Annotated in this window: 23 protein-coding genes; 12 read left to right on the forward strand and 11 right to left on the reverse strand. The window is 66.6% G+C overall.

The window, feature by feature from the left end; translation table 11 throughout:
* Positions 1–2: 2 nt before the first annotated feature.
* Genes KBW95_RS22000 through bamC form a run of 3 tightly spaced genes read left to right on the forward strand, consistent with a single transcriptional unit; the run spans position 3 to position 2726 of the window.
* On the forward strand, positions 3–590 hold the full coding sequence (locus KBW95_RS22000; RefSeq protein WP_229429944.1) for a bifunctional 2-polyprenyl-6-hydroxyphenol methylase/3-demethylubiquinol 3-O-methyltransferase UbiG: 588 nt from the start codon (positions 3–5) through the stop codon (positions 588–590).
* A 54-nt stretch (positions 591–644) separates the two neighbouring features.
* Positions 645–1529 (forward strand): 4-hydroxy-tetrahydrodipicolinate synthase, encoded by an 885-nt coding sequence (gene dapA, locus KBW95_RS22005; protein WP_211526288.1) that lies wholly within the window; start codon positions 645–647, stop codon positions 1527–1529.
* Between the two features lie 42 nt (positions 1530–1571).
* On the forward strand, positions 1572–2726 hold the full coding sequence (gene bamC / locus KBW95_RS22010; RefSeq protein WP_211526289.1) for an outer membrane protein assembly factor BamC: 1155 nt from the start codon (positions 1572–1574) through the stop codon (positions 2724–2726).
* 264 nt (positions 2727–2990) lie between these two features.
* On the opposite strand, the gene KBW95_RS22015 is transcribed toward bamC, so the two are convergent.
* The 3 genes from KBW95_RS22015 to KBW95_RS22025 all read right to left on the reverse strand — a co-directional run bounded on the left by KBW95_RS22015 (position 2991) and on the right by KBW95_RS22025 (position 5156).
* Positions 2991–3269, reverse strand: coding sequence for a hypothetical protein (locus tag KBW95_RS22015; RefSeq protein ID WP_373888841.1), 279 nt, complete (start codon positions 3267–3269; stop codon positions 2991–2993).
* A 268-nt stretch (positions 3270–3537) separates the two neighbouring features.
* Complete coding sequence (locus tag KBW95_RS22020) at positions 3538–4017, reverse strand: hypothetical protein (RefSeq protein ID WP_211526291.1); 480 nt, start codon at positions 4015–4017, stop codon at positions 3538–3540.
* A gap of 17 nt (positions 4018–4034) precedes the next feature.
* Positions 4035–5156, reverse strand: a complete 1122-nt coding sequence (locus tag KBW95_RS22025) for a cupin domain-containing protein (RefSeq protein ID WP_211526292.1) — start codon at positions 5154–5156, stop codon at positions 4035–4037.
* A gap of 77 nt (positions 5157–5233) precedes the next feature.
* Between KBW95_RS22025 and KBW95_RS22030 the strand changes: the two genes are divergently transcribed.
* A complete protein-coding gene (locus tag KBW95_RS22030; RefSeq protein WP_211529347.1) occupies positions 5234–5773 on the forward strand; it encodes a peptidylprolyl isomerase in 540 nt (179 codons plus the stop codon).
* Positions 5774–5892: 119 nt separating this feature from the next.
* Here the strand turns inward: KBW95_RS22030 and KBW95_RS22035 are convergent, their stop codons facing one another.
* Positions 5893–6840 carry a hypothetical protein gene (locus KBW95_RS22035; protein ID WP_211529348.1) on the reverse strand — a complete coding sequence of 316 codons (948 nt, stop codon included), beginning with the start codon at positions 6838–6840 and terminating at the stop codon, positions 5893–5895.
* Positions 6840–9494, reverse strand: a complete 2655-nt coding sequence (gene mutS, locus KBW95_RS22040) for a DNA mismatch repair protein MutS (protein WP_211526295.1) — start codon at positions 9492–9494, stop codon at positions 6840–6842. The genes KBW95_RS22035 and mutS overlap by 1 nt, the downstream gene beginning before the upstream one ends.
* 245 nt (positions 9495–9739) lie before the next feature.
* On the opposite strand from mutS, the gene KBW95_RS22045 reads away from it, so the two are divergent.
* Entirely contained in the window at positions 9740–10381 is a 642-nt protein-coding gene (locus KBW95_RS22045; protein WP_211526296.1) for a PEP-CTERM sorting domain-containing protein, read from the forward strand.
* Here KBW95_RS22045 and KBW95_RS22050 read toward each other — a convergent pair.
* From KBW95_RS22050 to cphA (KBW95_RS22075), 6 genes are all read right to left on the reverse strand, one after another.
* Entirely contained in the window at positions 10378–10956 is a 579-nt protein-coding gene (locus KBW95_RS22050) for an OmpA family protein (protein ID WP_211529349.1), read from the reverse strand. The genes KBW95_RS22045 and KBW95_RS22050 overlap by 4 nt on opposite strands.
* A gap of 37 nt (positions 10957–10993) precedes the next feature.
* Entirely contained in the window at positions 10994–11398 is a 405-nt protein-coding gene (locus KBW95_RS22055; RefSeq protein ID WP_211529350.1) for a hypothetical protein, read from the reverse strand.
* A gap of 9 nt (positions 11399–11407) precedes the next feature.
* Positions 11408–11665: a hypothetical protein gene (locus tag KBW95_RS22060; RefSeq protein ID WP_211526299.1), complete on the reverse strand. Its 258-nt coding sequence runs from the start codon at positions 11663–11665 to the stop codon at positions 11408–11410.
* 60 nt (positions 11666–11725) lie between these two features.
* Complete coding sequence (locus KBW95_RS22065) at positions 11726–12508, reverse strand: MaoC family dehydratase (RefSeq protein ID WP_229429945.1); 783 nt, start codon at positions 12506–12508, stop codon at positions 11726–11728.
* A gap of 86 nt (positions 12509–12594) precedes the next feature.
* On the reverse strand, positions 12595–15177 hold the full coding sequence (cphA, locus tag KBW95_RS22070; RefSeq protein ID WP_211526301.1) for a cyanophycin synthetase: 2583 nt from the start codon (positions 15175–15177) through the stop codon (positions 12595–12597).
* Between the two features lie 82 nt (positions 15178–15259).
* Positions 15260–17437 (reverse strand): cyanophycin synthetase, encoded by a 2178-nt coding sequence (cphA, locus tag KBW95_RS22075; protein ID WP_211526302.1) that lies wholly within the window; start codon positions 17435–17437, stop codon positions 15260–15262.
* A 296-nt stretch (positions 17438–17733) separates the two neighbouring features.
* On the opposite strand from cphA (KBW95_RS22075), the gene KBW95_RS22080 reads away from it, so the two are divergent.
* From KBW95_RS22080 to uvrA, 7 genes are all read left to right on the forward strand, one after another.
* Complete coding sequence (locus KBW95_RS22080; protein WP_211526303.1) at positions 17734–20013, forward strand: ABC transporter ATP-binding protein; 2280 nt, start codon at positions 17734–17736, stop codon at positions 20011–20013.
* Complete coding sequence (locus tag KBW95_RS22085; protein ID WP_211526304.1) at positions 20013–20480, forward strand: DUF1854 domain-containing protein; 468 nt, start codon at positions 20013–20015, stop codon at positions 20478–20480. Before KBW95_RS22080 ends, KBW95_RS22085 begins: the two co-directional genes overlap by 1 nt.
* Positions 20481–20645: 165 nt before the next feature.
* On the forward strand, positions 20646–21527 hold the full coding sequence (locus tag KBW95_RS22090) for an alpha/beta fold hydrolase (protein ID WP_211529352.1): 882 nt from the start codon (positions 20646–20648) through the stop codon (positions 21525–21527).
* Positions 21520–21942: a MarR family winged helix-turn-helix transcriptional regulator gene (locus KBW95_RS22095; RefSeq protein ID WP_211526306.1), complete on the forward strand. Its 423-nt coding sequence runs from the start codon at positions 21520–21522 to the stop codon at positions 21940–21942. Before KBW95_RS22090 ends, KBW95_RS22095 begins: the two co-directional genes overlap by 8 nt.
* A 96-nt stretch (positions 21943–22038) precedes the next feature.
* Positions 22039–22578 (forward strand): pyridoxamine 5'-phosphate oxidase family protein, encoded by a 540-nt coding sequence (locus KBW95_RS22100; protein ID WP_211526307.1) that lies wholly within the window; start codon positions 22039–22041, stop codon positions 22576–22578.
* Positions 22579–22584: 6 nt separating this feature from the next.
* A complete protein-coding gene (locus KBW95_RS22105; RefSeq protein ID WP_211529353.1) occupies positions 22585–23829 on the forward strand; it encodes a glycosyltransferase in 1245 nt (414 codons plus the stop codon).
* Positions 23830–23907: 78 nt separating this feature from the next.
* On the forward strand, positions 23908–26448 hold the full coding sequence (uvrA, locus tag KBW95_RS22110; protein ID WP_211529354.1) for an excinuclease ABC subunit UvrA: 2541 nt from the start codon (positions 23908–23910) through the stop codon (positions 26446–26448).
* The last annotated feature ends 115 nt before the right edge of the window (positions 26449–26563 follow it).

The following is a 26563-nucleotide window of genomic DNA, read 5'->3' on the forward strand; positions in this document are numbered from 1 at the left end:
GCATGACAAATTCGCCGATCAACATGATGAACCTGCCGGCGTCGAACTGGGTCCAGCGCTTCGCGCCCTTGGTCCCGGAGGGCGAGGTGCTGGACCTGGCCTGCGGCACCGGCCGCCATACGCGCCTGCTGGCCGCCCTCGGCCACCCGGTGCTGGCCCTGGACCGCAAGCCGGAGGTGCTGGCCACCAGCGCCGGTCCCGGCGTCACCACCATGGAATACGACCTCGAGGACGGTTCGCCCTGGCCCTTCGAGGAGGGGCGCTTCGCCGCCATCGTCGTCACCAATTATCTGTATCGCCCGCTGTTCCCGCACCTGGCCGCGAGCCTCCGCCCGGACGGCATCCTGATCTACGAAACCTTCGCGCAGGGGAACCAGATCTACGGCAAGCCCTCGAATCCGGAATTCCTGCTGGCGCCGGGCGAATTGCTGGCGCTGGCCCAGGCCGGCGGCCTGCAGGTGCTGGCCTACGAGGACGGCCACGTCGACCGGCCTAATGCCGCCCAGGTGCAGCGCCTGTGCGCGGCGGGCCCGGCATTCGGCAAAACCGAAGCCAAGCTCGACCATATTGTGGTCAGGAATGAACCATAGCGGCGGGCGATCCGCTACAATCAGACTTTTATTTACTGGCACGGTCCAAAGATTATGATTAAGGGCAGCATCGTAGCAATCGTCACCCCGATGTTCGAAGACGGCAGTCTTGACCGCGACTCCCTGCGCAAACTGCTCGACTGGCACATCGCGGAAGGCACCGACGCGGTCGTCATCGTCGGCACGACGGGCGAATCGGCCACCGTTTCCCCGGAAGAGCACTGCGAACTGGTGAAGCTGGCGGTCGACCACGTCGCCAAGCGCATTCCCGTGATCGCCGGCACCGGCGGCAATTCGACCGTCGAGGCGATCGCGCTGACGCGCCACGCCAAGGAAGTGGGCGCCGACGCCTCGCTCCAGGTGGTGCCGTACTACAACCGTCCGACGCAAGAAGGCATGTACCGCCACTTCCGCACCATCGCGGAAGCCGTCGACCTGCCGATCATCCTGTACAACGTGCCGGGCCGCACCGTGGCCGACATGAGCAACGAGACCATCGCGCGCCTGGCCCCGATCGACAACATCGTCGGCGTCAAGGACGCCACCGGCAACCTCGCCCGCGGCATCGACCTGCTGCGCATGGTCGACAAGTCCTTCGGCGTCTATTCCGGCGACGACGCGACCGCGATGGCGCTGATGTTCTGCGGCGGCGCCGGCAATATTTCGGTCACCGCCAACGTCGCTCCGCGCGCCATGCACGAACTGTGCGTGGCCGCCATGGCCGGCGACATCGCGCGCGCGATCGAGATCAACAACCGCGTGCTGGACCTGCACGGCAAGCTGTTCATCGAACCGAACCCGGTGCCGGTGAAGTGGGCGCTGGCCGAGATGGGCAAGATGCCGGCCGGGCTGCGCCTGCCGCTCGCGCCGCTGTCCGCGCAGTACCACGACACCGTGCGCGCCGCCCTGGTGGCCGCTGGCGTCCACCAACAGTCCTGAATCCGCAAGGATTCGGGTTCCTAGTACCTGACATCGAACGACATGACTATTCGCAAGAAAACGACCCTGGTTTCCGCTTCCGCCGCCGGCCGTGCGCTGACGCTCACCGCGCTCGCGCTCAGCCTGGCTGCCTGCACCACCGTGTTCGAATCGGACAGGGTGGACTACCGGGGCGCCAAGAAAGCGGCGCCGCTGGACGTGCCGCCGGACCTGACCCAGCTGCAGCGTGACAACCGCTACGCCGTCCCGGACGGCAAGGGTGTCGCCACCGCCTCCAGCTTCCAGCAATCGCGCGGCCAGCAAGGTGCGGCGCCGGTGGCCGGCGCGGCGGAAGCAGTGGGCCCGATCTCGAGCGAGTCCGTGCGCATCGAGCGCGCCGGCGACCAGCGCTGGCTGGTGGTCAAGCAGACTCCGGAACAGCTGTGGCCGCAGCTGCGCCAGTTCTGGGAGGACAACGGCTTCGCCCTCGAGGCCGAATCGGCCGCGACCGGCACCATGGAAACCAATTATGTCGAAGACCGGTCGAAGATCCCCCAGGACTTCCTGCGCAACACGCTGGGCCGGGTGTTCGACAAAGCCTGGTCGACCGGCATGAAAGACAAGTTCCGCACCCGCCTGGAACGCCTGCCTGACGGCTCGACCGAGATCTACGTGAGCCATCGCGGCGTCGAGGAAGTGCTGACCGGCCCGGCGAAGGAAACCACCACCTGGACCGCGCGTCCGAACGACCCGGGCCTGGAAGCGCAGTTCCTGGCGCGCATGGTGGCGCACCTGACCGGCAGCAAGGACGTCAAGACCGCCCAGGCGACCGTCACCAACGCGCCGCTGCAGCCGCAGCACGCCAAGCTGGCGGGCGACAAGGTGGAAGTCGACGAAGGCTTCGACCGCGCATGGCGCCGTGTCGGCCTGGCGCTGGACCGCGTCGGCTTCACCGTCGAGGACCGCGACCGCGTGCAGGGCATCTACTTCGTGCGCTACGTCGATCCGGACGCGTCGAAGACGGAAGGCTTCTTCAAGCGCCTGTTCACCTTCGGCGAGGACGAGAAGGCCAAGGAAGCGCAGCGCTACCGCGTGCTGGTCAAGTCGCAGCAGGGCGCCAGCGTGAGCGAAGTGACGGTGCAGACCAATGACGGCCAGGTGGCGAATTCGCCGACGGCGGCCAAGATCCTGAAGCTGCTGACTGACGAGCTGAAGTGATCTGATCTTCGCCTGCAACTGAAAACCGGCCCTTGTGGGCCGGTTTTTTTATGCGCTGGCGCTATGCGGGCAAACTTGGCCGGAACAATGCCGGTGGCATTGTTCCGGCCTTCGCCGGGACGACGGATCGAGCGCTAGTGGCAAGCCCAAAGGCCGTCGTCCCGGCGCAGGCCGGGATCCAAGTTCAACGCACGCGTGCAATATCTACGGACGAAAAAAAAACCGGCCCGCAGGCCGGTTTCTTCGGAATCAGAAAAATTCTGATTACTGCTTAGCAGCTTCAGCAGCGGTCGAAGCAGCTTGCGAAGCAGCAGCAGCTGCGTCAGCAGCGGTCGAAGCAGCAGCCGAAGCGGCAGCAGCAGCGTCAGCAGCCGGAGCAGCGACGGTAGCGTCAGCAGCCGGAGCAACGGTAGCGTCAGCAGCCGGAGCAGCAGCCGGAGCTTCGGTAGCAGCCGGGGTAGCCGGTGCGGTTTCTTCAGCTTTCTTGCTGCAAGCAGCCAGAGCAACAGCCATCAGGGAAACGATCAGCAGGGATTTTTTCATGATTTTCCTTAATATTTCAAAAGTAGTACTGCTTGTTGCGAATAATAATTACCGGTAATTATTGCTCGGCGGAATTCTCGTGCTTCAAAAATAGCAATACTGCCATATAGGCAACGGAACCTTCCTGACCTGATATTATAGCCAAATTTACTGAATCGCAATAGCGAACACATGCCACAGTGAAAGTATTTTGTGAAGAGTTAAGCTTCATATTGTTACAAGATGCAACCGGCAGCCAAAATGCTGTCATCTAGGCAATTTTTTGTACTTACAGCCCGGTTGTCGTCGGCTGCAAGACGATCCGGGACTCTTCCCAGATCGCCGCGAAACGGTGCTCCGGCACATCGCATGCCTCCGCCGAATGGAAGACCGCCTCGCCGCGCAGGTGGTCGCTGTGAAAGCGCCGCACCACATGTTCCCCGTCCCCGATACAGAAGGAATCGGTCAGGTTGCGCAGGCCGCGCCCGGTCTGGCGGCACTCGCACAGGTGGCCATAGTCGCGCAGCAGGCGCAGGAAGCGCGGGTAATGGCGCTCGATATGGGAAGGATCGTGCAGCGCCAGGCGCAGGATGCCGCCGCCCGCCAGGAAGGCGCGCAGGGCGGCGTCCACGTCCGGCGACCCGAGCGGGAAGACGGCGAAGTCCGGGTCGAACAACTCCAGCCTGGCCTTGGACGCCGCCACGCAGGCGCGGAACTGCGCCTCGCATTCGCGGCGCGTATCGAAGCGGATGGTGAGCGGCTCGGCCATGGCTGGGTTTGCTTCCCTTAGCCCAGTTCGATCCAGCCGTCCTGGTACCAGGTGTACAGCGCTTCCAGCACGTCGTCGGTGGCGCTTTCCAGCTGCGCGCCCGCGAGGCGGCGTTCGTTGGCCAGCGCGTCCAGCACGGCCTTGTCGGCACGGCTGACGGCGAAGGATTCGCCGTTGATGAACACGTGCTTGCCGCGGTAGAGCATCAGGGTCTTGCTGGAGAGCTTCAGGCCGCGCTTGGCCGCCGTTTCCATGAAGCGGCCCACGGTGAGCGGCTTGGCCGGGCCGGTGAAGAACACGTTGTGCTTCGGTTCGGACATGTGCTCGCCCAGGAACACGGTCACGTCTTCTTCGTCCCAGCGCACCTTGTTCAGTTCTTCGGTGATGGTGGCCAGCATCTCGCGCGGGATCTCGGCCGGGTTCTTGGCCGGCTGCAGGCCCGGGTCGGCATAGCGGCCGGGCAGGTCGATCGAGTCGGCCATGAACTGCAGGAAGGCTTCGCCCAGTTCCTGGAAGGAGGGGGAGCGGAAGCCGATCGAATAGGTCATGCATTCGCCCTCGGCCACGCCGTCGTGGGCGTAGTGCGGCGGCAGGTAGAGCATGTCGCCCGGCTCCAGCACGAATTCCTCTTCCGGCTCGAAGTTGGCCAGGATCTTCAGCGGCAGGCCTTCGACCAGGCTCAGGTCCTGCTGGGCGCCGATGCGCCAGCGGCGCTTGCCCTGCGCCTGCAGCAGGAACACGTCATACGAATCGAAGTGGGGACCGACGCCGCCGCCGTCGCTGGCGTAGCTGATCATCAGGTCGTCCAGGCGCGCGTCCGGCACGAAGCGGAACTGGCGCAGCAAGTCGTCGGCGCGCTCGTCGTAGAGATTGGCGCCCTGGACCAGCATGGTCCAGCCCGGTTCAGTGCGGGCCGGCAGTTCCGGCAGCGGACCGTGCTGCATGTCCCATTGGCCATCGCGCTGGGTCACGAGGCGCGATTCGACGTGGTTCTGCTGGGCCAGTTCGGCCAGCTTCTCGAACTTGAGCAGGGGCTTGAATCCAGGAATGGCTTGGCGGATCAGAAGGGGTTTCTTGTGCCAGTAATCGCGCAAGAACTGAGCGGGAGTAATATCCCCAAGAAGCTGTAATTTTTTCATGCGCCATTATAACCACCGGAGCGGGGCGGTATCCTGTTCGAGGGTATAATCCGCACCTTACAACGAAAGGATGTGCGATGAAGATTGCCAAAGATACGGTCGTGACGGTGAACTACAAACTGTCGGACGCGCAAAACAACCTGATCGAAGAAGGTTCGCAGCCGATGGTCTACCTGCACGGTGGCTACGAGAACACCCTGCCGAAGATTGAGGAAGAGCTCGATGGCAAGGAGCCGGGCTATTCGTCGACCATCCAGGTGGAACCGGAAGATGCGTTCGGCGATTACGATCCTGCACTGGTGAAAGTCGAAGACCGCAACCGCCTGCCTGAGCCGATCGAAGTCGGCATGCAGTTCGAAGGCATGGCCGAGGGCGGCGACGAAGAGCCGACCATCTTCACCGTGACCGACATCGCCGATGACAAGGTCGTCCTGGACGGCAACCACCCGCTGGCCGGCATGGCGCTGCGTTTCGACCTGTCGGTGATCGACGTGCGCGCGGCGACCGCCGAGGAAGTGCAGCACGGCCACGTGCATGGTCCGCATGGCCATCACCATAGCCATGAGATGGAAGACAGCGAAGAGGGCGATCAGTTCCGCAGCCAGCCGCTGCAGTGATGCCTGAGTGAGCCGCAGTGCTTGTCCCTTTTGGAGGGGCGGGCTGCGGTTTGCGCTGAACTTGGGTCCCCGCGCAGGCGGGGACCCAAGTTTGTTTGATCAGCCAAGAACGCCAGCGTTCACCGCTTCGCATCCCCCACCTCAAACACCGCTCCCTTCTCCGAAGACACCTTCACCTCCACGGCCTTCTCCCCAACGGAAAGCTGCCCCAGGTTCCCCTTCCAGGTAATCACCGGCCGCTTGCCCTTGAGCGCGCCACTATCCACCAGCAGCACCTTCCCCTTGAACCTGGCCGCCCGCGCCTGGATCTGCTTGCGCATCTCCTCGAATCCGTCCTGCACCGCCGGCTCCCTGCGCAGCAGCCCGCGCAGGCCCTTGGCTTCTTCCTGCTGCAGCGGCTTGACGTCGCCTTCGGCGAACAGTACCAGCGCCTCGGCCTTCTCGTTGCGCGCGATCGCGAACAGGCGGTTCAGCCAGAAACGGTTGGCCACCGTGCGGTCTTCATACTCGCTGTTGCGGCCCGCCGCAGGAAGATAGTGGTTGTTCTCGGCCGGCAGGTTGACCGTCGCGTACAGCACCTTCCCGACCTGCCAGTGCGCATTCTCCGCATAGCTCCGGAAGCGCGGGCTGCTGGACAGGCGCGATACCGGCAGCTTGTCTTCGCCCAGCGATGCGGGCTCGCCATACAGCAGTTCGCGCAGGCGGTTCAGGCGTTCGATGGCATTGGTGCGGCCGGCCGAATTGCGGCAGCCGGTCCAGTCGCTGCCTGCGAGCGAGACGATCACCGGCCGCCGCGCGCCGTCGATCAGGTCGCGCCGCTTCTGGTACAGCCGGTCGCCGCAGTTCTCCTTGTCGCCCTTGATGCCGGTGAGGACCACGAAGGCCAGCGACTTTTCCGACGTCTCCTTCAGCACGCGCTTGAGGCGCGCTTCGCCGTCGTCGTCCGCGCTGTTCCCGACAAACGCGAATTCGTGGCTCGACGCGTCCTTGTTCCTGTCCTTGCCGTGAGCCGGTACCGTTGCCAGCAGCGCGGCCGCAAGGAGGAGGGACGTGCGTACTATCCGCATCAGGCGGCGAGGCGCTTGAGCTCGTAGAGACGTTCGAGCGCTTCGCGTGGGGTGAGCGCATCCGGATCGATGGCGGCCAGCGCATCGCGCAGGCCGTCGTCCGCCGGTGCATACGCCTCCGGCGCCGCTTCTTCGACTTCCTCGGCCGGCGCGGCGAACAGGTCGAGCTGCGGCGTGGTGTCGAGCGCCTGCGCTTCGAGGCGCGCCAGGTGCTTGCGCGCGGCCTTGATCACGGCCGGCGGCACGCCCGCCAGCTGGGCCACCTGCAAGCCGTAGCTTTGCGAGGCCGGGCCCTCTTGCACCGCGTGCAGGAACACGATGCTGTCCTTGTGCTCGACCGCCGACAGGTGCACGTTGACCGCGCTCGGATGGGTCTCGGGCAGCTGGGTCAGCTCGAAGTAGTGGGTCGCGAACAGGGTGAAGCTGCGGCTCGACTCGATCAGGTGGCGCGCGATGGCCCAGGCCAGGGCCAGACCATCAAACGTAGAGGTGCCGCGGCCGACTTCGTCCATCAGCACCAGCGAATGCTCGGTGGCGCCGTTCAGGATGGCCGCCGATTCGGTCATCTCGACCATGAAGGTAGAGCGGCCGTTGGCCAGGTCGTCGCTGGCGCCGATGCGGGTGAAGATGCGGTCGATCGGGCCGATGGTGGCCTGGGTGGCCGGCACATAGCTGCCGATGTAGGCGAGCAGGGTGATCAGGGCCACCTGGCGCATGAAGGTCGATTTACCGCCCATGTTCGGGCCGGTGATCAGGAGCAGGCGGCGGTCGTTCGACAGGCGGCAGTCGTTGGCGATGAAGCGTTCGATCTGGTTTTCCACCACCGGATGGCGGCCCTCGACGATGGTCAGGCAAGGCTCGCTCACCAGCTGCGGCGCGCACCAGTTGTTCTTGAGCGCGTGGCTGGCGAGGGCGACCAGGGTGTCGATCTGCGCCAGGCCGCGCGCGATGGTCTGCAGGCAGCCGATGTGCGGCGCCAGCTCGGCGAGCAGCTGGTCGTACAGCATCTTCTCGCGCGCCAGCGCGCGGTCCTGGGCCGACAAGGCCTTGTCTTCGAAGGCCTTGAGTTCCGGCGTGATGTAGCGTTCGCAGTTCTTCAGGGTCTGGCGGCGGCGGTAGTCGTCCGGCACCTTGTCGGCCTGGCCGTTGGTGACCTCGATGTAGAAGCCGTGCACCTTGTTGTACTCGACGCGCAGGTTGGCGATGCCGGTACGCGCGCGCTCGCGCGTTTCCAGGTCGACCAGGAACTGGCCGGCGTTCTCGGACAGGGCGCGCAGCTCGTCCAGCTCGGCGTCGAAGCCGCGTGCGAACACGCCGCCGTCGCGCACCATCGCGCTTGGCTCTTCCATGATCGCGCGCGTCACCAGGTCCAGGCAGGCTTCCGGCGTGGCGAGGTCGTCGTGGATCTCGTGCAGCAGGCAGGAGTCGCCCGGGATGAAGCAGCGCGCCACCTGCTGGCGCAGCGCCGGCAGCTGCTTCAGGCCGTCGCGCAGGCTGGCCAGGTCGCGCGGGCGCGCCGACAGCAGCGCGATGCGCGTGGTGATGCGTTCGATGTCCGGCACCTGGGCCAGCGTGGCGGACAGGCCGCCGCAGGCGTCCGCCTGGGCCAGCGCCTCGATGGCTTCGTGGCGCGAGCGGGCCACGGCCTGGTCGCGGCGCGCGTGGTGCAGCCAGTGGCGCAGCAGGCGCGAGCCCATCGCGGTGCGGCAGCCGTCCAGCAGCGAGAACAGGGTCGGCGACTCCTGGCCGCGGATGGTCTCGGTCAGCTCCAGGTTGCGGCGCGTGGCGGCATCCAGACCGATGAATTCGTTTTCGAGCTCGCAGGTCAGGCTGCGCACGTGCTGCAGGCCACGGCCCTGGGTCGACTGCGCATAGCGCAGCAGCGCGCCGGCCGCGCCGAAGGCGGCGCCGAGGCCGTCCGCGCCGAAGCCGGTGAGGGTGGCGACGCTCAGCTGCTCGAGCAGGGCCTGGTGGCCCTTGATGACGTCGAAGTGCCACTCCGGCACGCGTTGGGTGTGCGCGATCGGGGACGCCTCGAACAGGTCGGCGCCGTCGGCGCGCAGGATCTCGGCCGGGGCGATGCGCTCCAGCTCGTGCGACAGGCGCAGCTCCACCGCGCGCTGCTCGCCCGAGAATTCCATCAGGCGCAGGGCGCCGCTGGCGAGCGACAGCCAGGCCAGGCCGGCGGTGACGGTCTTGCGCTGGTTGATCAGGTAGAGGGCCAGCAGCGGACGCTCGGCCTTTTCGGGCAGCAGGTCGGAATCGGTCAGGGTGCCTGGCGTGACCACGCGCACCACCTTGCGCTCCACCGGGCCCTTGCTCAGGGCCGGGTCGCCGATCTGCTCGCAGATCGCGCAGGATTCGCCCAGCTTGACCAGCTTGGCCAGGTAGCCGTCCAGCGAGTGGAAGGGCACGCCCGCCATCTTGACCGGATTGCCGCCCGAGGCGCCGCGCGCGGTCAGGGTGATGCCCAGGATGCGGGCCGCTTTCTCGGCGTCGTCGAAGAACAGTTCGTAGAAATCGCCCATGCGGTAGAAGACCAGCATGGTCGGGTAATCGGCCTTGATGCGCAGATATTGCACCATCATGGGAGTGTGTTTTTCGGTCGCGCTGTGCTTGAGGGCGGCGGCGTTGATCTCAGTGGGGGCGTTCATGTCTTCGGAATTCGGTACGGCGGGGCAGGTGCGCAGCCAAGGCTTGCCATTTTACCGCGTTCGACTCGGCCGGATGCTGCAAAAATCGCATCCCGGTTTGTGCGATCACCGGATCGGCGATGTCGAGTTTCCTTACACTTAGTTGGTGCTGCGAAACTAATGTTGAATCAAGTTATTGATTTCGCAGGATTTCGTGGTCGTGGTGCGATTATTGCTTACAAGCAGGGATCGACTAGGGAGAACAAATGAAACGCAACATCATCAAGATCGTCGGCGCGCTGATGCTGGTCTTTGGTGTGGCCAATGCGCAGGCTGGCGTCATCGCCACCGACAACGCCTATGGCGTGTTCGACAACAGCAGCGGCCAGCGCTACCTGGACGTCCAGAGCCATGGCCTCATCGCCGACCTGAACATCCTGGTCTCCTTTGCCAAGTGCGACAACCCGGTGCTGGGACTGGCCGGCGGCCAGTGCATCGGCAAGGGGACGCCTTATGAAAACGAGATCGTCCTGCGCCTGACCAGTCCCGGCGGCATCAAGGTCGATCTGGTGACGCAAGACACCTTCACCCAAGGCAGCACCGGTGCGGGCCAGGTCGCGGTCACCTTCGACGACGAGGGGGCGGTGCGCGGCCCGCAGGTGCAGGCTGGGGTCTTCCGCCCGGTCGGCAAACTGAGCGCGTTCGACAGTCTCGACATGTTCGGCCGCTGGACCCTGAGTATCGGCGACACCAGCCGCCAGGATCCGCTGGAATACTATTATTCGCAACTGATCGTCACGCTCGAAGGCGAGGACCAGCAAGGCGATCCGGCGCAGGTGCCGGAACCAGCCACGCTGGGCCTGCTGGCGCTCGGCCTGGCCGGGCTCGCGATGCTGCGCCGGCGCTAGAGCGCCCCCAAAGGCGCTTCCTTTGCCCCGGATCGCTCCGGCTGCGGCCGCAGCCAGATCTCGACCCGCCGGTCCTTGGCATTGCAGGCCAGCGTTTCCCTGCTCAAGGTCTTGCCTGGACACTCTCCTGGTTTACTCAGGGGAGAGCGGTTCCCGACACCGACATGGCTGACGAGCGCCGGATCAATGGTTTTCACCAATTCGTTGCGCACTTCAAGGGCGCGCGCCGTCGACAGGCGCTGGTTTTCGCCGGGCGCGCCGAAATGATCCGCGTGGCCGATGACCAGGATGGCATTGCGCGCGGGCGCGCCGATGCCGGCGGCAACTTCCCGAATTTTTGCCCGGCCCTCGGCGGTGAGATCGCTTTTGCCGAACTCGAACAAGGTGTCCGCTGGCAGCGTGATGCCGTGCGTCGGCTGGTCCGGCCAGAAAACGATAGGCGGCGCAGGCCTTTCCGGACGCATTGTCTTGACCGCATGGGGAATGATGAGCAGCGCCAGCGCAACCGTAATCATGGGGACGAAGCGGTTGGCCCACGTGCCCAGGCTTTCGAAAATCCTGTCGAGCGACACCATGTTGTCCCCCTGACGATGTGCGTTGATGCGCTACCGGTCAAGTGTCGGAACTGCCCTGGCCGGTTCTGTTCTGGGTTGCCTGGATGCCGAAGTAAAAGCCGATGACCGAAGACAGCAGGGTGGCGACGGGGCCGACGATGACGTCCAATAAGGACTTCAGGTGCTGGAAGCGCCTGTCGATCAGCGCCACGTCGTCGTCGAGGAACAAGGTAGTGAAGGCGAGCCCGATCACCAGGAAGAACAGGGCGATCAGCCAGACGGTAATGATCTCCCGCATGCCGCGCTGGGAGCGGCGGTCATGGTAGGAATCGCGGAAGATGTCGGTATCCGCCTGGACCACCCTGGGGTCCCAGACAACGGTGCCAGCGGGTTCATGGCCGAGATCGCCGATCGGATCGACTCGGTCCACCCTGGGATCCCAGCCGCTGGTCTGATCGGTCATGAGACACGCTCAGCGGCTGGTAGGTACCTTGGCAGGAAGATGCGGGGTTGCAATCTGGACAACAGGATCCCGGTCGGCATTGGCCGAGACCACCGCATAACCCTGGTTGGTTTGCTCGACGGCCCATTTATAGACCGCCAGGGCTTCGCGCGCCACATCGTTGGCGCTCAGCGCTTTGTCGGATGGGCTGCGTCCGTTTATTTGCCGGAGTTTCTCATTGATCGAATCAATGATCGACTGTGGGACTTCAAGTCTGATTTCTGGCATATGGCCTCCTGGAGGAACTGCAGACGGGCTGCATCGACGCATCCAAGATTACTCCACTTTTCATCCGGTCGCAACCGAGACGCGGCCTTCGGCCGCCACGCGGTCCTTGCCGAGCACCGTGAATTCTCCCTCGCCGGGGCCCGCCGTGAGCCTTGCCTGCGCACCCAGCGGCAAGGGGCTGCGGAAGCGGCACCAGACCGACGCCAGCCGGCCTTGTCCGGCGCGTTCCAGGTGGGCGCAGGCTTGCGCCATCGTGTGTGCGCCGTGGATGATCGGTGCGCGCATGCCCATCCGGCGCGCGCTCCACGGCCACAGGTGGATCGGATTCCAGTCGCCCGACAGGGCGGCGTAGCGGCGCCCGGCGTCATCGGCCAGAGTCCAGCTCGCGAGCGGCGTGGCGGCCGGCGCGATGGCTGGGGACGGCTTGCCTTCTCCGCCCTTGCTACCGCGCCTGACCAGGTAATCGCTGCTGCACACGAACGCCAGCCGCTCACCGTCGAAAGCCTGGGTCTCGAGCAGGCAGTGGATGGCGCCGTTCGCCGCAGGAGGCTGCAGCGCCGCCTTCGTCGTGATCGCCAACGGCCGCGCCGGATCGACCGGGCCGTGCATGACCAGCGTATTCTCGACGTGGATCAGCCCCGGAATCCTGAACGGCGTCGGCCGGTCCAGCATCGTCGCCAGCTGGGCGCGCTGCGCGAGCAGGTAGAGGAAGGTGAGGGGTACGGCATCGCCCTCGAACCCGAACGCCGCCTGGTAGCGCCGCACATGGGCCAGGTCGATACCGGGTAAGAGATAAGTGGCCTGGATGTCCGCGCCGGCATGGCGCACAGGACGTTTGAACATCGCGCGCAAGAGCATGCGCGCGCCAAGGGGAGGGAGGAGCGGATGAGTCATCCGGCTAGGATAACCCACCCGCCTTCGTCAGGCCATCAGGCTGCCTGCTGCGATTCCGCGATGCGCTTGGCGATGTGGGCCAGCGCCTCGTCCACCTGGTCGATCAGGATCAGGCACAGGTCGCCCGCTTCGAGGCGCGACAGCGCACGGTCGATGGCGACGAACTCGCCATTGATTTCCTCGACGTGGCTGGTGCGGGTGGCGCCAATCAGGCCCTTGCGCAGCAGCGCGAGCACTTCGCCGTCGGCGCGGCCGCGCTGGCACTGGTCCTGGTACAGCAGCACGTCGTCGAACACCTTGCCCAGGATTTCGGTCTGCTGCGTGATGTCCTGGTCGCGGCGGTCGCCGGCGCCGCTGATCACCACCGAGCGGCGCTTGGCAGGCATGCCCTGCACGGCGGAGCTCAGCGCGGCGATGGCGTCCGGGTTGTGGCCGTAGTCGGCAATCACGGTCGCACCCTTGTAATCGAACACGTTAAAGCGGCCCGGGGCATTGTCGCTCTCGCCCACGAAGGTCTTCAGGCCGCCGCGGATCGATTCCCACTTGATGCCCACCGCCCAGGCAGCGGCCACCGAGGCCATCACGTTCTCGACCTGGAAGCCGACCGTGCCGTTGCGGGTGATCGGCACCTCGTTGAGCGGAATGCGCTCTTCCTGCTTGCCCAGCGCGCAGACCAGGTGGCCGTCGTCGACGAAGACGACGCGGCGGCCCTGGGCGCGGTGCATCGACATCAGCGGGTTGCCGATGTCCTGGGCGAAGAAGGTCACGTCGCCGCGGGTCACTTCGGCCATCGCGGCCACCACCGGGTCGGCGGCGTTCAGCACCGCCATGCCGTTGTCGGCCACGTTCTGCACGATCACGCGCTTGAGCACCGCCAGGTCCTCGAGCGTGGTGATGTAGTTCAGGCCCAGGTGGTCGCCCGCGCCGATGTTGGTCACCACCGCCACCTGGCAGCGGTCGAAGGCCAGGCCTTCGCGCAGCAGGCCGCCGCGGGCGGTCTCGAACACGGCCGCGTCCACGTCCGGATGCAGCAGCACATTGCGCGCGCTGCGCGGGCCGCTGCAGTCGCCGCTGTCGATGCGGCGGCCTTCGATGTAGACGCCGTCGGTGTTGGTCATGCCGGTGCGCAGGCCCGATGCGGTGAGCAGGTGGGCGATCAGGCGCACGGTCGTGGTCTTGCCGTTGGTGCCGGTGACGGCCACCACCGGGATGCGGCCGTCGTCGCCGGGGCCGTACAGGGTGTCCATGATGGCTTCGCCGATCGGGCGGCTCTTGCCGAACGAGGGCGAGAGGTGCATGCGCAGGCCCGGCGCGGCATTGACTTCGACGATGCCGCCGTGGAGTTCCTCGATGGGCTTGAGCACGCTGTCGCACACCAGGTCGACGCCGCAGATGTCCAGGCCGACCATGTGGGCGGCGGCGATGGCGCGCGCCGCGACTTCCGGATGGACGTCGTCGGTGACGTCGGTGGCCGAGCCGCCGGTCGACAGGTTGGCGTTGTTGCGCAGGACCACGCGCTGGCCGACGGCCGGCACGGAGTCCGCGTTCAGGCCTTGCTTCGCCAGGGTGGCCAGGGCGATGTCGTCGAAGCGGATCTTGGTCAGCGAGGTGGCGTGGCCGTCGCCGCGGCGCGGATCCAGGTTCACCTGTTCCACCAGCTGGCGCACGGTCTGCTTGCCGTCGCCTACCACTTGCGGCGGGTCGCGGCGCGCGGCGGCCACCAGCTTGTCGCCGATCACCAGCAGGCGGTAGTCGTGGCCCGGCAGGTAGCGCTCGACCATGATGTCGTCGCGGAATTCCGAGGCCGCGTGGAAGCCGGCGGTCAGCTGTTCCCTGGTGGTGACGTTGACGGTCACGCCCTTGCCCTGGTTGCCGTCCTTCGGCTTGATCACGACCGGCAGGCCGATCTCCTGAGCCGCAATCCAGGCGTCGTCCGGATCGGTCACGGTGCGGCCGTGCGGCACCGGCACGCCGGCGGCGTCGAGCAACTTCTTGGACAGTTCCTTGTCTTGCGCGATCGATTCGGCGATGGCGCCGGTGGCGTCGATCTCGGCGGCCTGGATGCGGCGCTGGCGGCTGCCCCAGCCGAACATCACCAGGCTGCCTTCGGTCAGGCGGCGGAAGGGGATGTTGCGGGCCACCGCGGCCTGCACGATCGAACCGGTCGACGGGCCGAGGCGCACGTCCTCGTCCAGCTCGCGCAGGCGTGCCAGCGCGCCGGCCAGGTCGAAGGGCTGGTCGTCGACGGTGGCCTTGATCAGTTCCTGGGCCAGTTCCAGGGCCAGGCGGCCGACGTCTTCTTCGCTGTACTCGACCACCACCTGGTAGATGCCGCGCTCGAGCGTGGCGGTGGTGCGGCTGAAGGTCACCGGGCAGCCGGCTTCGGCCTGCAGGGCCAGGGCCGCGTGCTCGAGCACCTGGGCCATCGGGACGGTGTCGTCATGGCCCATCGGCTGCAGCTGGCCGATCTGCGGGAAGCGCGTGCGCAGCCGCTTTTCGAACTCGGGCAGGGCGCCGATCGATTCCTCTTCGGGCGAGCACGAAACGATCGCCTCGACCGAAGTGTGGTGGCTCCAGAGGTTGGGGCCACGCAGGGCCCGTACGCGTGATACTTCCATAAACCGTCAGTCCTTTCGCGGGCCGCCCCGGCAGGGCAAAGGCGGACACCAAGGCCCGGCGCCTGCCGGGCCGATTCAAATATTAGTTGTTTGCTTTCTTCGGGGTCGCGTCGAAAGCACGCAGGCCGCCGCAAATCAGGTCCGCGGGCACGTCCAGCGCCCAGGCCGCCGCCACCGCCGCCAGCACGTTTTCCGGATGCTTGACCGTGGACGGCTTCATCTTCGCCAGTTCCAGCAGCGGCGTCTCGTTCTGGCCTTCCGCCAGCACGATGCGGCCGTCGCGTGCGAACACGATGCGCTCGCCCTTGGCGCGGTGCCCGGCCATGACGGCGTTGTGCTCGTCCAGCGCGTAGAAGATCACGCGGCCGTCGCTCAGCTCGGCCAGCGCGGCGACGCGCTCGTTGGCGGCGTTCAGCACGGCCGCGCCTTCCGGCAGGATCACGTCGACCTGGCTGCGGATCACGTTGCGCATCGCGTCTTCGTCGCGGATGTAGAACTCGGCCACGTCGTCCATGCCTTCCATGTCCGTCACCACGCCCACGGTGCAGCGGTCGTAGGGCAGGCCGCCCGACAGGATCGAGCGCGCGTTCGATTCGAACACGGCGGTCTGCACGGTGCGGTTGATCAGGAGGCGCTGGCCGGCTTCGGCGCCGGTGGAGTCGCGGTGCGAGACTTCGCGCGCGTCCAGGTACAGGCCTTCGCCGTTGGCCACGCCCACGTGCTTGCCGGTGATGTGGACCAGGCAGCCGATCAGGCGGGCGATCAGGCTGGTGCCCAGGGTGCCGGTGACGCCCACGACCGGGATGCGGCCGTTCTCGTTCGGTCCGAACAGGTGGTCGACGATGGCCTGGCCGACGTTGCGCGGCTGGCCGCTGGCCGGCTTGATGTGGGCCAGCAGGCCCGGGCTGGAATTGACTTCGATGATGGCGCCGCGCTGCTCGGCAAGCGGACGCGAAATGTCTTCGCACACCAGATCGATGCCGGCGATGTCCAGGCCGACCACGCGCGCGGCCAGGGCCGCGGCGTGCGCGACTTCCGGGTGCACCAGGTCGGTGACGTCGTCGGCGACGTTGCCGTTCAGCTGGATCAGGACCTTCTGGCCCGCTTGCGGCACGGAGTCCGGCGTCAGCCCCTGGCGCTTCAGGTCGAGCAGGATCTCGTCGCTTTCGGCCGGCTTGACCAGGCCGAGCGGATGCTCTTCGCTCTCGCCGCGGCGTGGATCGATGTTGATCTGGGTTTCGCACAGTTGGCTGACACTGAGCTTGCCGTCGCCCGTCACCCACAGCGATTCGCCCTTGGCGGCGGCGACCACCTTGCGGCCGACCACCAGCAGGCGGTGCTCGTTGCCCGGGATGAAGCGCTCGACCAGCACCGATTTGCTGTCGCCTTCGACGGCCGCGATCTCGTAGGCGGCCTTGACGTCGGCCTCGGTCATGAGATTGAGCGACACGCCGCGGCCGTGGTTGCCGTCGATCGGCTTGACGGCGACCGGCAGGCCGATGTCCTGGGCTTCGTCCCAGGCGTCCTCGGGGCTGCGCGCGATCGAGCCTTCCGGCACCGGCACGCCGCAGGAGGACAGCAGGGTCTTGGTCAGGTCCTTGTCGCTGGCGATGCCTTCGCCGATGGCGCTGGTGCGGTCGGTCTCGGCGGTCCAGATGCGGCGCTGCGCGGCGCCGTGGCCGAGCTGCACCAGGTTGCCTTCCGTGAGACGGATCGACGGGATCCTGCGGTCGGTGGCGGCGTCGACGATGTGCGCGGTCGACGGGCCCAGGCAGTAGCGGTCGACCAGGTCGGTCAGCTGCGCCACGGTAGCGGGCAGGTCGAAGGAGGTGTCGTTGATCGCGGCCATCAGGAGGGCATGGCCGGCGTCGAGGGCGGCGCGGCCGACGAGCTCGTCGCGGGTGCGGAAGGCCATCTTGTAGATGCCATGCTCGCCGGTGGAGCGGGTCTTGCCGAAGCCGGTCTTCATGCCGGCCAGGTTCTGCAGCTCGAGCACGATGTGCTCGAGGATGTGGCCGGCCCAGGTGCCGTCGTTCAGGCGTTCGATGAAGCCGCCGCGGTGGCCGACGCCGCAATGGTGCTCGACCAGGCCCGGCAGCCAGGCGGTCAGGCGCTCGGTGAAGCCGGGCAGGGTGTTCGAGGGGGATTCTTCAAGCTCGCCGATGTCGAGCCATGCCTCGATCACCGGGCGGTAAGTCCAGATGTTCGGACCGCGCAGGTAGCTTACGCGGAGAAACTTGATGTCGTTCTTCTTGTTCATTTAACAATATCTATGTCCACGTGTCCGTTTGCTCACCTGGACGATTACCTTATCGTCGACGCCTGCCGCGGGGACTTTTCCGCAACACGCATCATGTATACTGAGGGGAACGGAGCTTACCGTGCCGCATCATTTTCTGCCAGCATCGCCGTTTGTCATCCAAAGGATAGACGAGAACGTTAAGTCGCTCTGTGGAGCGTTTCACGCAGCGGTGCTGTTAGCAGCCCTTTTGTGCTTGCCGAGCCGGCTGCCTTGCTCATCCCTCCAGAACTTTTGCCTGTCACCGGGCGCAATACATGACAACTCAACAACTTGCTAGTCCGTCGTCGCTGGCGGTAGCCGCCAGTTTTTTGCCTGAACACTGGCAAAGTGACGTCGCGAAACAGCTTGCACCAGGGGAAAACGTTTTGAGCAGCGTGGAGGTTGACCTCGACGCGAAATTACGTTTCGTGAAGGGGCTGGTCGTGGTGACCACCCACCGGCTGCTGGCCCGCGCCCCGGGCGAGAGCGCCTGGCGCGACTGGCCGCTGCGCGCCGGCCTGGAACTGCGCCACCACGATCACGCCGGCGTCGGCCACCTGGAACTGGTGGATGCGCACGGCCTTCTGGGCGCCTGGCGCTTCACCCTGGGCCAGAACCTGCAGGCGATCCGCGTGGTGGATCAGTTCAAGGACCAGGTCGAGAGCGTGGCCACCGGCATCGCGGTGGAGCCGCCGGAGCAGCATACTTGTCCGAGTTGCAAGGCCCCGCTGGAGCCAGACCAGGAAGACTGCCCGATCTGCGAAAAGGTGCTGCATACCCCGCCGTCCACCTGGACCCTGTTCCGCCTGTGGCGCTTCGCCAAGCCCTACCAGGGCCAGTTGCTGGCCGGCTTCCTGCTGATGCTCGGTTCGACCGGCGCGCACATGATCCCGCCTTACCTGACCAAGCCGCTGATGGACAACGTGTTGATTCCTTATCAAAACGGCCAGACCATCGACACGTCGCTCGTCTATTTATATATGGGCGGCCTGTTCGGGGCGGCGATGCTGGCCTGGGCGCTAGGCTGGGGCAAGACCTACGTGCTGGCGCTGGCTTCCGAGCGCATCAGCGCCGACCTGCGCTCGACCACCTATGAACACCTGCTGCGGCTGTCGCTCGAATACTTTGGCGGCAAGCGCACCGGCGACCTGATGTCGCGCATCGGCAGCGGTTCGGACCGGATCAGTGTCTTCCTGTCGCTGCACCTGCTCGACTTCCTGTCGGACGTCCTCCTGATCATCATGACCGGCGTGATCCTGTTCAGCATGAATCCCTGGCTGGCGCTGGTCACGCTGGTTCCGCTGCCCTTCATCGCCTGGATGATCCACGTGGTGCGCGACAAGCTGCGCACCGGCTTCGAGAAGATCGACCGGGTCTGGGGCGAGGTCACCAACGTGCTGGCCGATACCATCCCCGGCATCCGGGTGGTGAAGGCCTTCGCCCAGGAAAAGCGCGAAGCCGCCCGCTTCCGTGAAGCCAACAAGCACAACCTGGCCGTCAACGACAAGCTGAACAAGGTCTGGTCGCTGTTTTCGCCGACCGTCTCGCTGCTGACCGAGATCGGCCTGCTGGTGATATGGTGCTTCGGCATCTGGCAGGTCTCGCGCGGCGACATCACGGTGGGCACCCTGACGGCCTTCATCGCCTACAGCGGCCGCTTCTACGTGAAGCTCGATTCCATGAGCCGCATCGTCTCGGTGACGCAAAAATCGGCCTCGGCCGCCAAGCGTATCTTCGACATCCTCGACCACGTGTCGAGCGTGCCGGACCCGGTCAATCCGGTGAAGGTGGACAAGGTGCGCGGCGACATCGAGCTGCGCGAAGTCGGATTCCGCTACGGCAACCGCGCCGTGAACCGCGGCATTTCGCTCAAGATCAAGGCGGGCGAGATGGTGGGCCTGGTCGGCCACAGCGGCTCCGGCAAGAGCACCCTGGTCAACCTGATCTGCCGCTTCTACGACGTGGCCGAAGGCGCGATCCTGCTGGATGGCAAGGACATCCGCTCGTTCGCGGTGGCGGATTACCGCCGCAACATCGGCCTGGTGCTGCAGGAACCTTTCCTGTTCTTCGGCACGATCGCCGAGAACATCGCCTACGGCAAGCCGAGCGCGACCCGCGAGGAAATCATTGCCGCCGCGCGTGCGGCGCATGCCCACGAGTTCATCCTGCGCTTGCCGCAGGGCTATGACTCGATGGTGGGCGAGCGCGGGCAGGGCCTGTCGGGCGGCGAGCGCCAGCGTATTTCGATTGCGCGCGCACTGCTGATCGACCCGCCGATCCTGATCCTGGACGAGGCGACCTCGTCGGTGGACTCGGAAACCGAGAAAGAGATCCAGAAGGCGCTCGACAACCTGGTCCAGGGCCGCACCACGATCGCCATCGCGCACCGCCTGTCGACCCTGCACCGCGCCGACCGCCTGGTCGTGCTCGACCGCGGCGTGGTGGTGGAAGAGGGCAACCACGACGAGCTGATGGCGCGCGAAGGCGCCTACCACCGCCTCTACGAAGCGCAAGCGCGCAACGTGGACCAGGACATGGACGACAAGGACGACTAATGGCGACGAATTTCCAACTGCGGCGCGACAGTTTCGGCAAGCTGGTGATTACCCTGGAAAGCGGCGAAGAGCACGTGGGCGTGATTCCGGTGCGCGCGTTTCCGATCCAGGCGCCGACCAAGGGGATTTCCCTGGTGCGCGACGGGGGCAAGGAAGTGGCGTGGATCGATGACCTGCTCGATGTGCCGGAGCAGATTCGCAACCTGGTGCAGGAAGAGATCGAAGGACGCGAGTTCATTCCAGAGATCCTGCACATCAGGGATGTATCGAGCTTCGCGACGCCGTGCACCTGGTTCGTGAAGACGGATCGCGGGGAGACCGAGTTCGTGCTCAAGGTGGATGAGGATATCCGGCGCGTGGGGGAGGCCTCGCTGCTGGTGGCGGATAGCCATGGGATCAACTTCCTGGTGCGGGATATGTACCGCATCGATAAGCACAGCCGCAAGATTCTCGATCGGTTCCTGTAGTTCTTTACGCTGCTAGCTGTTCACACAAACTTGGGTTCCGGCGAAGGCCGGAACCCAAGTTCGCAGCACTTCCCCCAACTTCGACTCTTCCCTCTAATCGCATCATTGCACGCCCCAACGAACGCATGCTAATTTAGTTAACACGTTAACGATCCGGAGCGCACCATGCAAATTAGCGAAGTGGCCATCCCCGTCGCCCACACCACTCTGGCCGCGACCTGCCGCACCGTCCCCAACGCGCAAGCCACGGTCCTGGTCCATCCCGCCACCGCCGTCACGCAAGGCTTCTACAGCGCCTTCGCCGACTACCTCGCCAGCCGCGGCTTCAACGTGATCACCTACGACTACCGCGGCACAGGAAAATCCCGCCCCGCCAGCCTGCGCGGCATGGAAGTGATGATGTCCGACTGGATCGACCAGGACGTCCCCGCCGTCACGGCCTGGGCCGCCACCCGCTTCTCCGATCTGCCGCTGCTCGCCGTCGGCCACAGCGTCGGCGGCCACGCCCTGGCCCTATCCCCGAGCACCAGCCAGCTGCGCGCCGCCATGCTGATCGCCGCCCACGCCGGCGCGACCCGCACGGTGCGCGGCTGGTTCGAGCGTCAGCGCGTGCGCTTCGTGCTCAGCGTGCTGGCCCCGGTGCTGTGCCGCCTGCTCGGCTACATGCCTGGCAAGCGCATCGGCCTGGGCGAAGACCTGCCGCGCGGCGTGATGCTGCAATGGTCCGGCTGGTGCGCCCAGCCGCGCTACTTCTTCGACGACCCGGCCGTCGGCGCCGCACGCCGCATGGCCATGCAGCGCATCCCAATGAAGGTACTGAGCTTCACCGACGACCCCTGGGCCAACCCGGTCGCGGTCGACATGCTGGTCTCGCCCCTGCCGCAGGCCCGGCTGCAACGTCGCCAGGTGTCGCCGCGCGAGGCGGGCGTGCCTGCCATCGGCCACATGGGCTTCTTCCGCCGCCGCTGCGAAGCCGTGTTGTGGAAGGAGACCGCCGACTGGCTGCTGGCGCACTGCACGCAAAAGGAGAGGGCAGAGCATGCCTGAGCATAAGCCGCCACGCTTCGTCGCCCTGGTCAACCGCGCCCAGCGCGCCATGCAGCGCTGGATCGAAGGCCGCCCGGAAGCCTGGGAAGGCGCCAGCGCCGCCCAGGCCGGGCTGCTGTTCCTGCTCACCGCGCGCGAAGACGCGGCCATCGGCGAGATCGCCCAGGCCCTGGACGTCGCCCCCGCCGCCGTCACCAACCTGTCCAAGCGCATGCAGGCGGCCGGCCTGGTCGAACGCATCGGCGATGCGAACGACGCACGCCTGACCCGGCTGCGGCTGAGCGAGACGGGCAGGGAAGCCAGCCGCCAGGCGACCAGCGCGCTGGCCGAACTGAATGCGCGGCTCGCCGAGGGCTTTACCCAGCAGGAGCTGGCGGTCGTCGCGCGCTGGCTGGAGCAGGCGACCCGCCTCTGAACCAGCTTGATACCGGTTTCTGTACGTGCCCTCACATACAGCACAAGCAATGCCGCGTAGAGTCTTCCTATCGGCCGCAAGGCCATCGGAGGTCTCATGGATTCCATCAACCAACAACAGCCGGAACTGAACCGCCGCGACTTGAGCGGCCCCGGCGCCATCGAGCGCGTCAAGGATATGACCGAGGACGCGGACAGCTGCTTCTTTTGTACTGCCGCCAGTCTGGGCCCGAGCCGGGGTGTGCGCCCGATGAGCGTGCGCGAAACGGACGATAACGGCACGCTCTGGTTCCTCAGCAGCATCGACAGTCACAAGAACCAGGAAATCGCGATCGACCCGAACGTGAAGCTCTACTTCCAGGTCAGCAAGCATGCGGGCTTCCTCGAACTCGACGGCCATGCCGAGATTTCGCAAGACAAGGCCCAGATCAAGCGGCTCTGGAACTTCATGCTGCGCACCTGGTTCACCGAAGGCGAGGACGACCCGCGCATCACCGTCATCAAGGTTACCCCGCGCAGCGGCTACTACTGGGACAACAAGCATGGCAACGCGGTCGCGGGCGCCAAGGTGGCGGTCGGCGCCGTGGTCGGCGTGACGCTGGACGACTCGATCGAGGGCAGGCTGACCTTCGGCTAAGCGTCGATGCACGCTGTCGTCGTCACCATCGGTTCGGCGGGCGACCTGTTTCCCTTCCTGTGGATGGGCAGGGCGCTGCGCGAACGCGGCCACCGGGTCGACTTCCTCGGCCCGGTCCAGCACGAACCCTATGTGACCCGGGCCGGTTTGCCTTTCCACGGCTTGCCGGCCGACCCGGCGGTGCTCGACCATCCGGACTTGTGGCATCCAACCCGCGGTTTCGCGGTCGTCTGGCAGGCCACCCGGCCCGCGATGGCCGAACTGCCGGCCTATATGGAAGCGCTGCCGCCCGGCGAGGACCGCGTGCTGCTCGCCCATCCGCTGGCCTTGCCCGAGGCCGACCTGTGCCGCGCAGCCTGTCCCGGACTGAAGATCGCCGCCGCCTACCTGGCGCCATCCAACCTGCCCACCGTCCATGACCCATTGATGCTGGGACCCTGGCGCGTGCCGCGCTGGGCGCCGCATGTGGCGCGCCGCTGGCTGTGGCGCCGGCTGGCGGCAAGCCTGGTCGATCCTGTCGCGCTGCCGGACGTGAATGCGGCCCGCGCCGCGCGCGGCCTCCCGCCGGTGCACGACCTTGTCAAGCACATCACCGGCGTGCCGGATCTCTCGGTCACGCTGTTCCCGGGGTGGTTCGCGCCGACCCAGCCGGACTGGCCGCAGCCGATGATCAGGACCGGTTTTCCTTTATATGACCCGGCGCCCGATGCGGCGCTGGGCCCCGAGCTGCAGGCTTTCCTCGCATCTGGTCCTCCACCCGTGGCCTTCACGCCCGGCACCGGCAATCGCCAGGCCGGCCGCTACTTCGAGGCCGCGGCGCAGGCAACACGCCGCCTCGGCCTGCGCGCCATCTTCCTGACGCCGCACCGCGAGCAGCTTCCCGCTGAACTGCCCGAACATATCCTGTGGCAGGAGTACGTTCCGCTGAAGGCTTTGTTGCCCCATGTGGCGGCGCTGGCCCACCATGGGGGCATCGGCACCACCGCCGAAGCCTTGCGCGCCGGCACGCCCCAGCTGGTGGTCCCGCTGGCGCACGACCAGTTCGACAACGCGGCCCGCGTGGTCAGTCTTGGCGCGGGCGCGAGCCTGCATGCGTCGCGCGTCACCGCCGAACGCGTGGCGCAAGCCTTACGGCGGGTCGTCGGCAGAGAGGAAGTGGGAGGGCGCTGCCGCGAGATCCGCACGCGCTTCAATGCGCCATCGGGCATCGACCAGCTGTGCGCGAGCCTGGAAGCATTGGCGGTCCCCTAAGGCTACTGTTGGGAATCGCACCGACGCCCTCCCGTCGGCGCGCTCTAATACCTCATCGTCGATGATGCCGGAGGGCACATGCCCAGCAAGAAACAGAACATCGCCGGACGCGAGCCGGCGCCCGAAGGCTACGTGCGCGTACGCGGCGCGCGCGAGCACAACCTGAAGAACGTCAGCCTGGACATCCCGCGCGGCGCGCTGGTGGTGTTCACCGGCGTGTCCGGCTCGGGCAAGTCCTCGCTCGCCTTCGGGACCCTGTACGCGGAAGCGCAGCGGCGCTACCTGGAATCGGTCTCGCCCTATGCGCGCCGCCTGTTCCACCAGATGCCGGTGCCCGAAGTGGAAGAGATCGAAGGCTTGCCGCCCGCCGTCGCCCTCCAGCAGCAGCGCGGCACGCCGACTGCGCGCTCTTCGGTCGGCAGCGTGAGCACCCTGTCGAATTCCCTGCGCATGCTGTACTCGCGCGCCGGCGACTATCCGCCGGGGCAGGAGCTGCTGTATGCGGAATCCTTCTCGCCCAACACGCCGCAGGGCGCCTGCCCGCGCTGCTCGGGCATGGGCCGCATCTACGACGTGACCGAGGATTCGATGGTGCCGGACGACAGCCTCAGCATCCGCGAGCGCGCGGTGGCCGCCTGGCCGCCGGCCTGGCATGGCCAGAACCTGCGCGACATCCTGGTCACCCTGGGCTACGACGTCGACACGCCCTGGCGCGACCTGCCGAGGAAAGACCGCGACTGGATCCTGTACACCGAGGAAACCCCCACGGTGCCGGTCTACGCCGGCCTGACGCCCAAGGAAACCCGCGCCGCCCTGCGGCGCAAGGAAACCCCCAGCTACCAGGGCACCTTCACCGGCGCGCGCCGCTACGTGCTGCAGACTTTCGCCAACACCGAAAGCGCGTCCATGAAGAAGCGCGTGGCGCGCTACATGGTCAGCACCACCTGCCCGGAATGCGAAGGCAAGCGCCTGCGCAAGGAGTCGCTGTCGGTGACCTTCTCCGGCGTGGACATCGCCGAGATCTCGCGCATGCCGCTCGAGCGCCTGGCCACGCTGCTGCGTCCCTACGCCGAAGGCAAGGACAAGGACAAGGGCGAGCTGTACGCCGAGCAGCTGGTCGTGCGCCGCCGCATCGCGGCCGACCTGTTTGCGCGGCTGGAAGTGCTGCTGGCGCTGGGCTTGGGCTACCTGGCGCTGGAGCGCAGCACGCCGACCCTGTCGCCGGGCGAGCTGCAGCGCCTGCGCCTGGCCACCCAGGTGCGCTCCAGCCTGTTCGGCGTGGTCTATGTGCTGGACGAGCCCTCGGCCGGCCTGCACCCGGCCGACGCCGAGGCCCTGCTGGATGCGCTGGACCAGCTGAAAGCGGCAGGCAATTCGCTGTTCGTGGTCGAGCACGCGCTGGACGTGATCCGCAAGGCCGACTGGCTGGTCGACGTCGGCCCGATGGCGGGCGAGCGCGGCGGCCAGATCCTGTACAGCGGCGAGCCGCAAGGACTGCGCGCCGTGGAGAAGTCGCAGACGCGCCGCTACCTGTTCGACGAGGCGCCGCTGCCCAAGCGGGCGCCGCGCACGCCCACCGGCTGGCTCAAGCTCGAAGGCGTGCGCCGGAATAACCTGCACGGCATAGGCGTCGCCTTTCCGCTGGGCGTCCTGACCAGCGTGACGGGCGTGTCCGGCTCCGGCAAGTCCAGCCTGGTCAGCCAGGTGCTGGTCGAACTGGTGGGCGCTGCGCTGGGCCACGCGCCGGCGGAGGAAGAAGAGACCCCGGGCGAACCGGACCTGGAGCGCGACGAGGCGCTGCCGCTGGAAGGCCGCATCGTCAGCGGCATGGAAGGCGTGCGGCGCCTGGTGCGGGTCGACCAGAAGCCGATCGGCCGCACCCCGCGCTCCAACCTGGCCACCTACACCGGCTTGTTCGACCAGGTGCGCAAGCTGTTCGCGGCCACCCCGGACGCGCGCAAGCGGCGCTACGACGCCGGGCGCTTTTCCTTCAACGTGGCCAAGGGCCGCTGCGAGCACTGCGCGGGCGAAGGCTTCGTCATGGTCGAGCTGCTGTTCCTGCCCAGCGTGTACGCGCCTTGCCCGACGTGCGAGGGCAAGCGCTACAACGCCAAGACCCTGGAAGTGAGCTACCGCGGCCGCAATATCGCCGAAGTCCTGGGCATGACGGTCGGGGAGGCGATCGAATTCTTCAAGGACGAGCCCCTGGTCGAACGCTCGCTCGAAGTGCTGGCGGAAGTGGGCCTGGACTACCTGCGCCTGGGCCAGCCGGCCACCGAGCTGTCCGGCGGCGAGGCCCAGCGCATCAAGCTGGCCTCGGAACTGCAGCGCGCTACCCGCGGCAACGCCTTGTACGTGCTGGACGAACCGACCACCGGCCTGCATCCGCTCGATGCCGACCGCCTGATGGTGCAGCTCAACCGCCTGGTCGACGCGGGCAATACCGTGGTCGTGGTCGAGCACACCATGCGGGTGGTGGCCGGCAGCGACTGGGTGATCGACATCGGTCCGGGGGCGGGCGAGGCCGGCGGCAAGCTGGTGGCCTGCGGTCCGCCGGCGGAGGTGGCGCGCAACAAGACCAGCCGGACGGCCCCGTATTTGCGCAAGCATTTGCCGTAGGGTTGGGGGGGGGGGGCCCCCCCCCGGGGGGGGGGGGGGGGGCCAAAAACCCCCCCCCGGGGGGGGGGGGGGGGCGGGCGGGGGGGCGGGGCCGGGGGGGGGGGCGCCCCCCCCC

Source organism: Massilia sp. ZL223 (assembly GCF_018119395.1).
In the GTDB taxonomy this organism is placed as follows: Bacteria; Pseudomonadota; Gammaproteobacteria; order Burkholderiales; family Burkholderiaceae_D; genus Telluria.

What these genes read in the sequence shown, in the direction of transcription:
- KBW95_RS22000 (WP_229429944.1), top strand. Translation starts at nt 3, where the DNA reads ATGACAAATTCGCCGATCAACATGATGAACCTGCCGGCGTCGAACTGG.
- dapA (WP_211526288.1), top strand. Translation starts at nt 645, where the DNA reads ATGATTAAGGGCAGCATCGTAGCAATCGTCACCCCGATGTTCGAAGAC.
- bamC (WP_211526289.1), top strand. Translation starts at nt 1,572, where the DNA reads ATGACTATTCGCAAGAAAACGACCCTGGTTTCCGCTTCCGCCGCCGGC.
- KBW95_RS22015 (WP_373888841.1), bottom strand. Translation starts at nt 3,269, where the DNA reads ATGAAAAAATCCCTGCTGATCGTTTCCCTGATGGCTGTTGCTCTGGCT.
- KBW95_RS22020 (WP_211526291.1), bottom strand. Translation starts at nt 4,017, where the DNA reads ATGGCCGAGCCGCTCACCATCCGCTTCGATACGCGCCGCGAATGCGAG.
- KBW95_RS22025 (WP_211526292.1), bottom strand. Translation starts at nt 5,156, where the DNA reads ATGAAAAAATTACAGCTTCTTGGGGATATTACTCCCGCTCAGTTCTTG.
- KBW95_RS22030 (WP_211529347.1), top strand. Translation starts at nt 5,234, where the DNA reads ATGAAGATTGCCAAAGATACGGTCGTGACGGTGAACTACAAACTGTCG.
- KBW95_RS22035 (WP_211529348.1), bottom strand. Translation starts at nt 6,840, where the DNA reads ATGCGGATAGTACGCACGTCCCTCCTCCTTGCGGCCGCGCTGCTGGCA.
- mutS (WP_211526295.1), bottom strand. Translation starts at nt 9,494, where the DNA reads ATGAACGCCCCCACTGAGATCAACGCCGCCGCCCTCAAGCACAGCGCG.
- KBW95_RS22045 (WP_211526296.1), top strand. Translation starts at nt 9,740, where the DNA reads ATGAAACGCAACATCATCAAGATCGTCGGCGCGCTGATGCTGGTCTTT.
- KBW95_RS22050 (WP_211529349.1), bottom strand. Translation starts at nt 10,956, where the DNA reads ATGGTGTCGCTCGACAGGATTTTCGAAAGCCTGGGCACGTGGGCCAAC.
- KBW95_RS22055 (WP_211529350.1), bottom strand. Translation starts at nt 11,398, where the DNA reads ATGACCGATCAGACCAGCGGCTGGGATCCCAGGGTGGACCGAGTCGAT.
- KBW95_RS22060 (WP_211526299.1), bottom strand. Translation starts at nt 11,665, where the DNA reads ATGCCAGAAATCAGACTTGAAGTCCCACAGTCGATCATTGATTCGATC.
- KBW95_RS22065 (WP_229429945.1), bottom strand. Translation starts at nt 12,508, where the DNA reads ATGTTCAAACGTCCTGTGCGCCATGCCGGCGCGGACATCCAGGCCACT.
- cphA (WP_211526301.1), bottom strand. Translation starts at nt 15,177, where the DNA reads ATGGAAGTATCACGCGTACGGGCCCTGCGTGGCCCCAACCTCTGGAGC.
- cphA (WP_211526302.1), bottom strand. Translation starts at nt 17,437, where the DNA reads ATGAACAAGAAGAACGACATCAAGTTTCTCCGCGTAAGCTACCTGCGC.
- KBW95_RS22080 (WP_211526303.1), top strand. Translation starts at nt 17,734, where the DNA reads ATGACAACTCAACAACTTGCTAGTCCGTCGTCGCTGGCGGTAGCCGCC.
- KBW95_RS22085 (WP_211526304.1), top strand. Translation starts at nt 20,013, where the DNA reads ATGGCGACGAATTTCCAACTGCGGCGCGACAGTTTCGGCAAGCTGGTG.
- KBW95_RS22090 (WP_211529352.1), top strand. Translation starts at nt 20,646, where the DNA reads ATGCAAATTAGCGAAGTGGCCATCCCCGTCGCCCACACCACTCTGGCC.
- KBW95_RS22095 (WP_211526306.1), top strand. Translation starts at nt 21,520, where the DNA reads ATGCCTGAGCATAAGCCGCCACGCTTCGTCGCCCTGGTCAACCGCGCC.
- KBW95_RS22100 (WP_211526307.1), top strand. Translation starts at nt 22,039, where the DNA reads ATGGATTCCATCAACCAACAACAGCCGGAACTGAACCGCCGCGACTTG.
- KBW95_RS22105 (WP_211529353.1), top strand. Translation starts at nt 22,585, where the DNA reads ATGCACGCTGTCGTCGTCACCATCGGTTCGGCGGGCGACCTGTTTCCC.
- uvrA (WP_211529354.1), top strand. Translation starts at nt 23,908, where the DNA reads ATGCCCAGCAAGAAACAGAACATCGCCGGACGCGAGCCGGCGCCCGAA.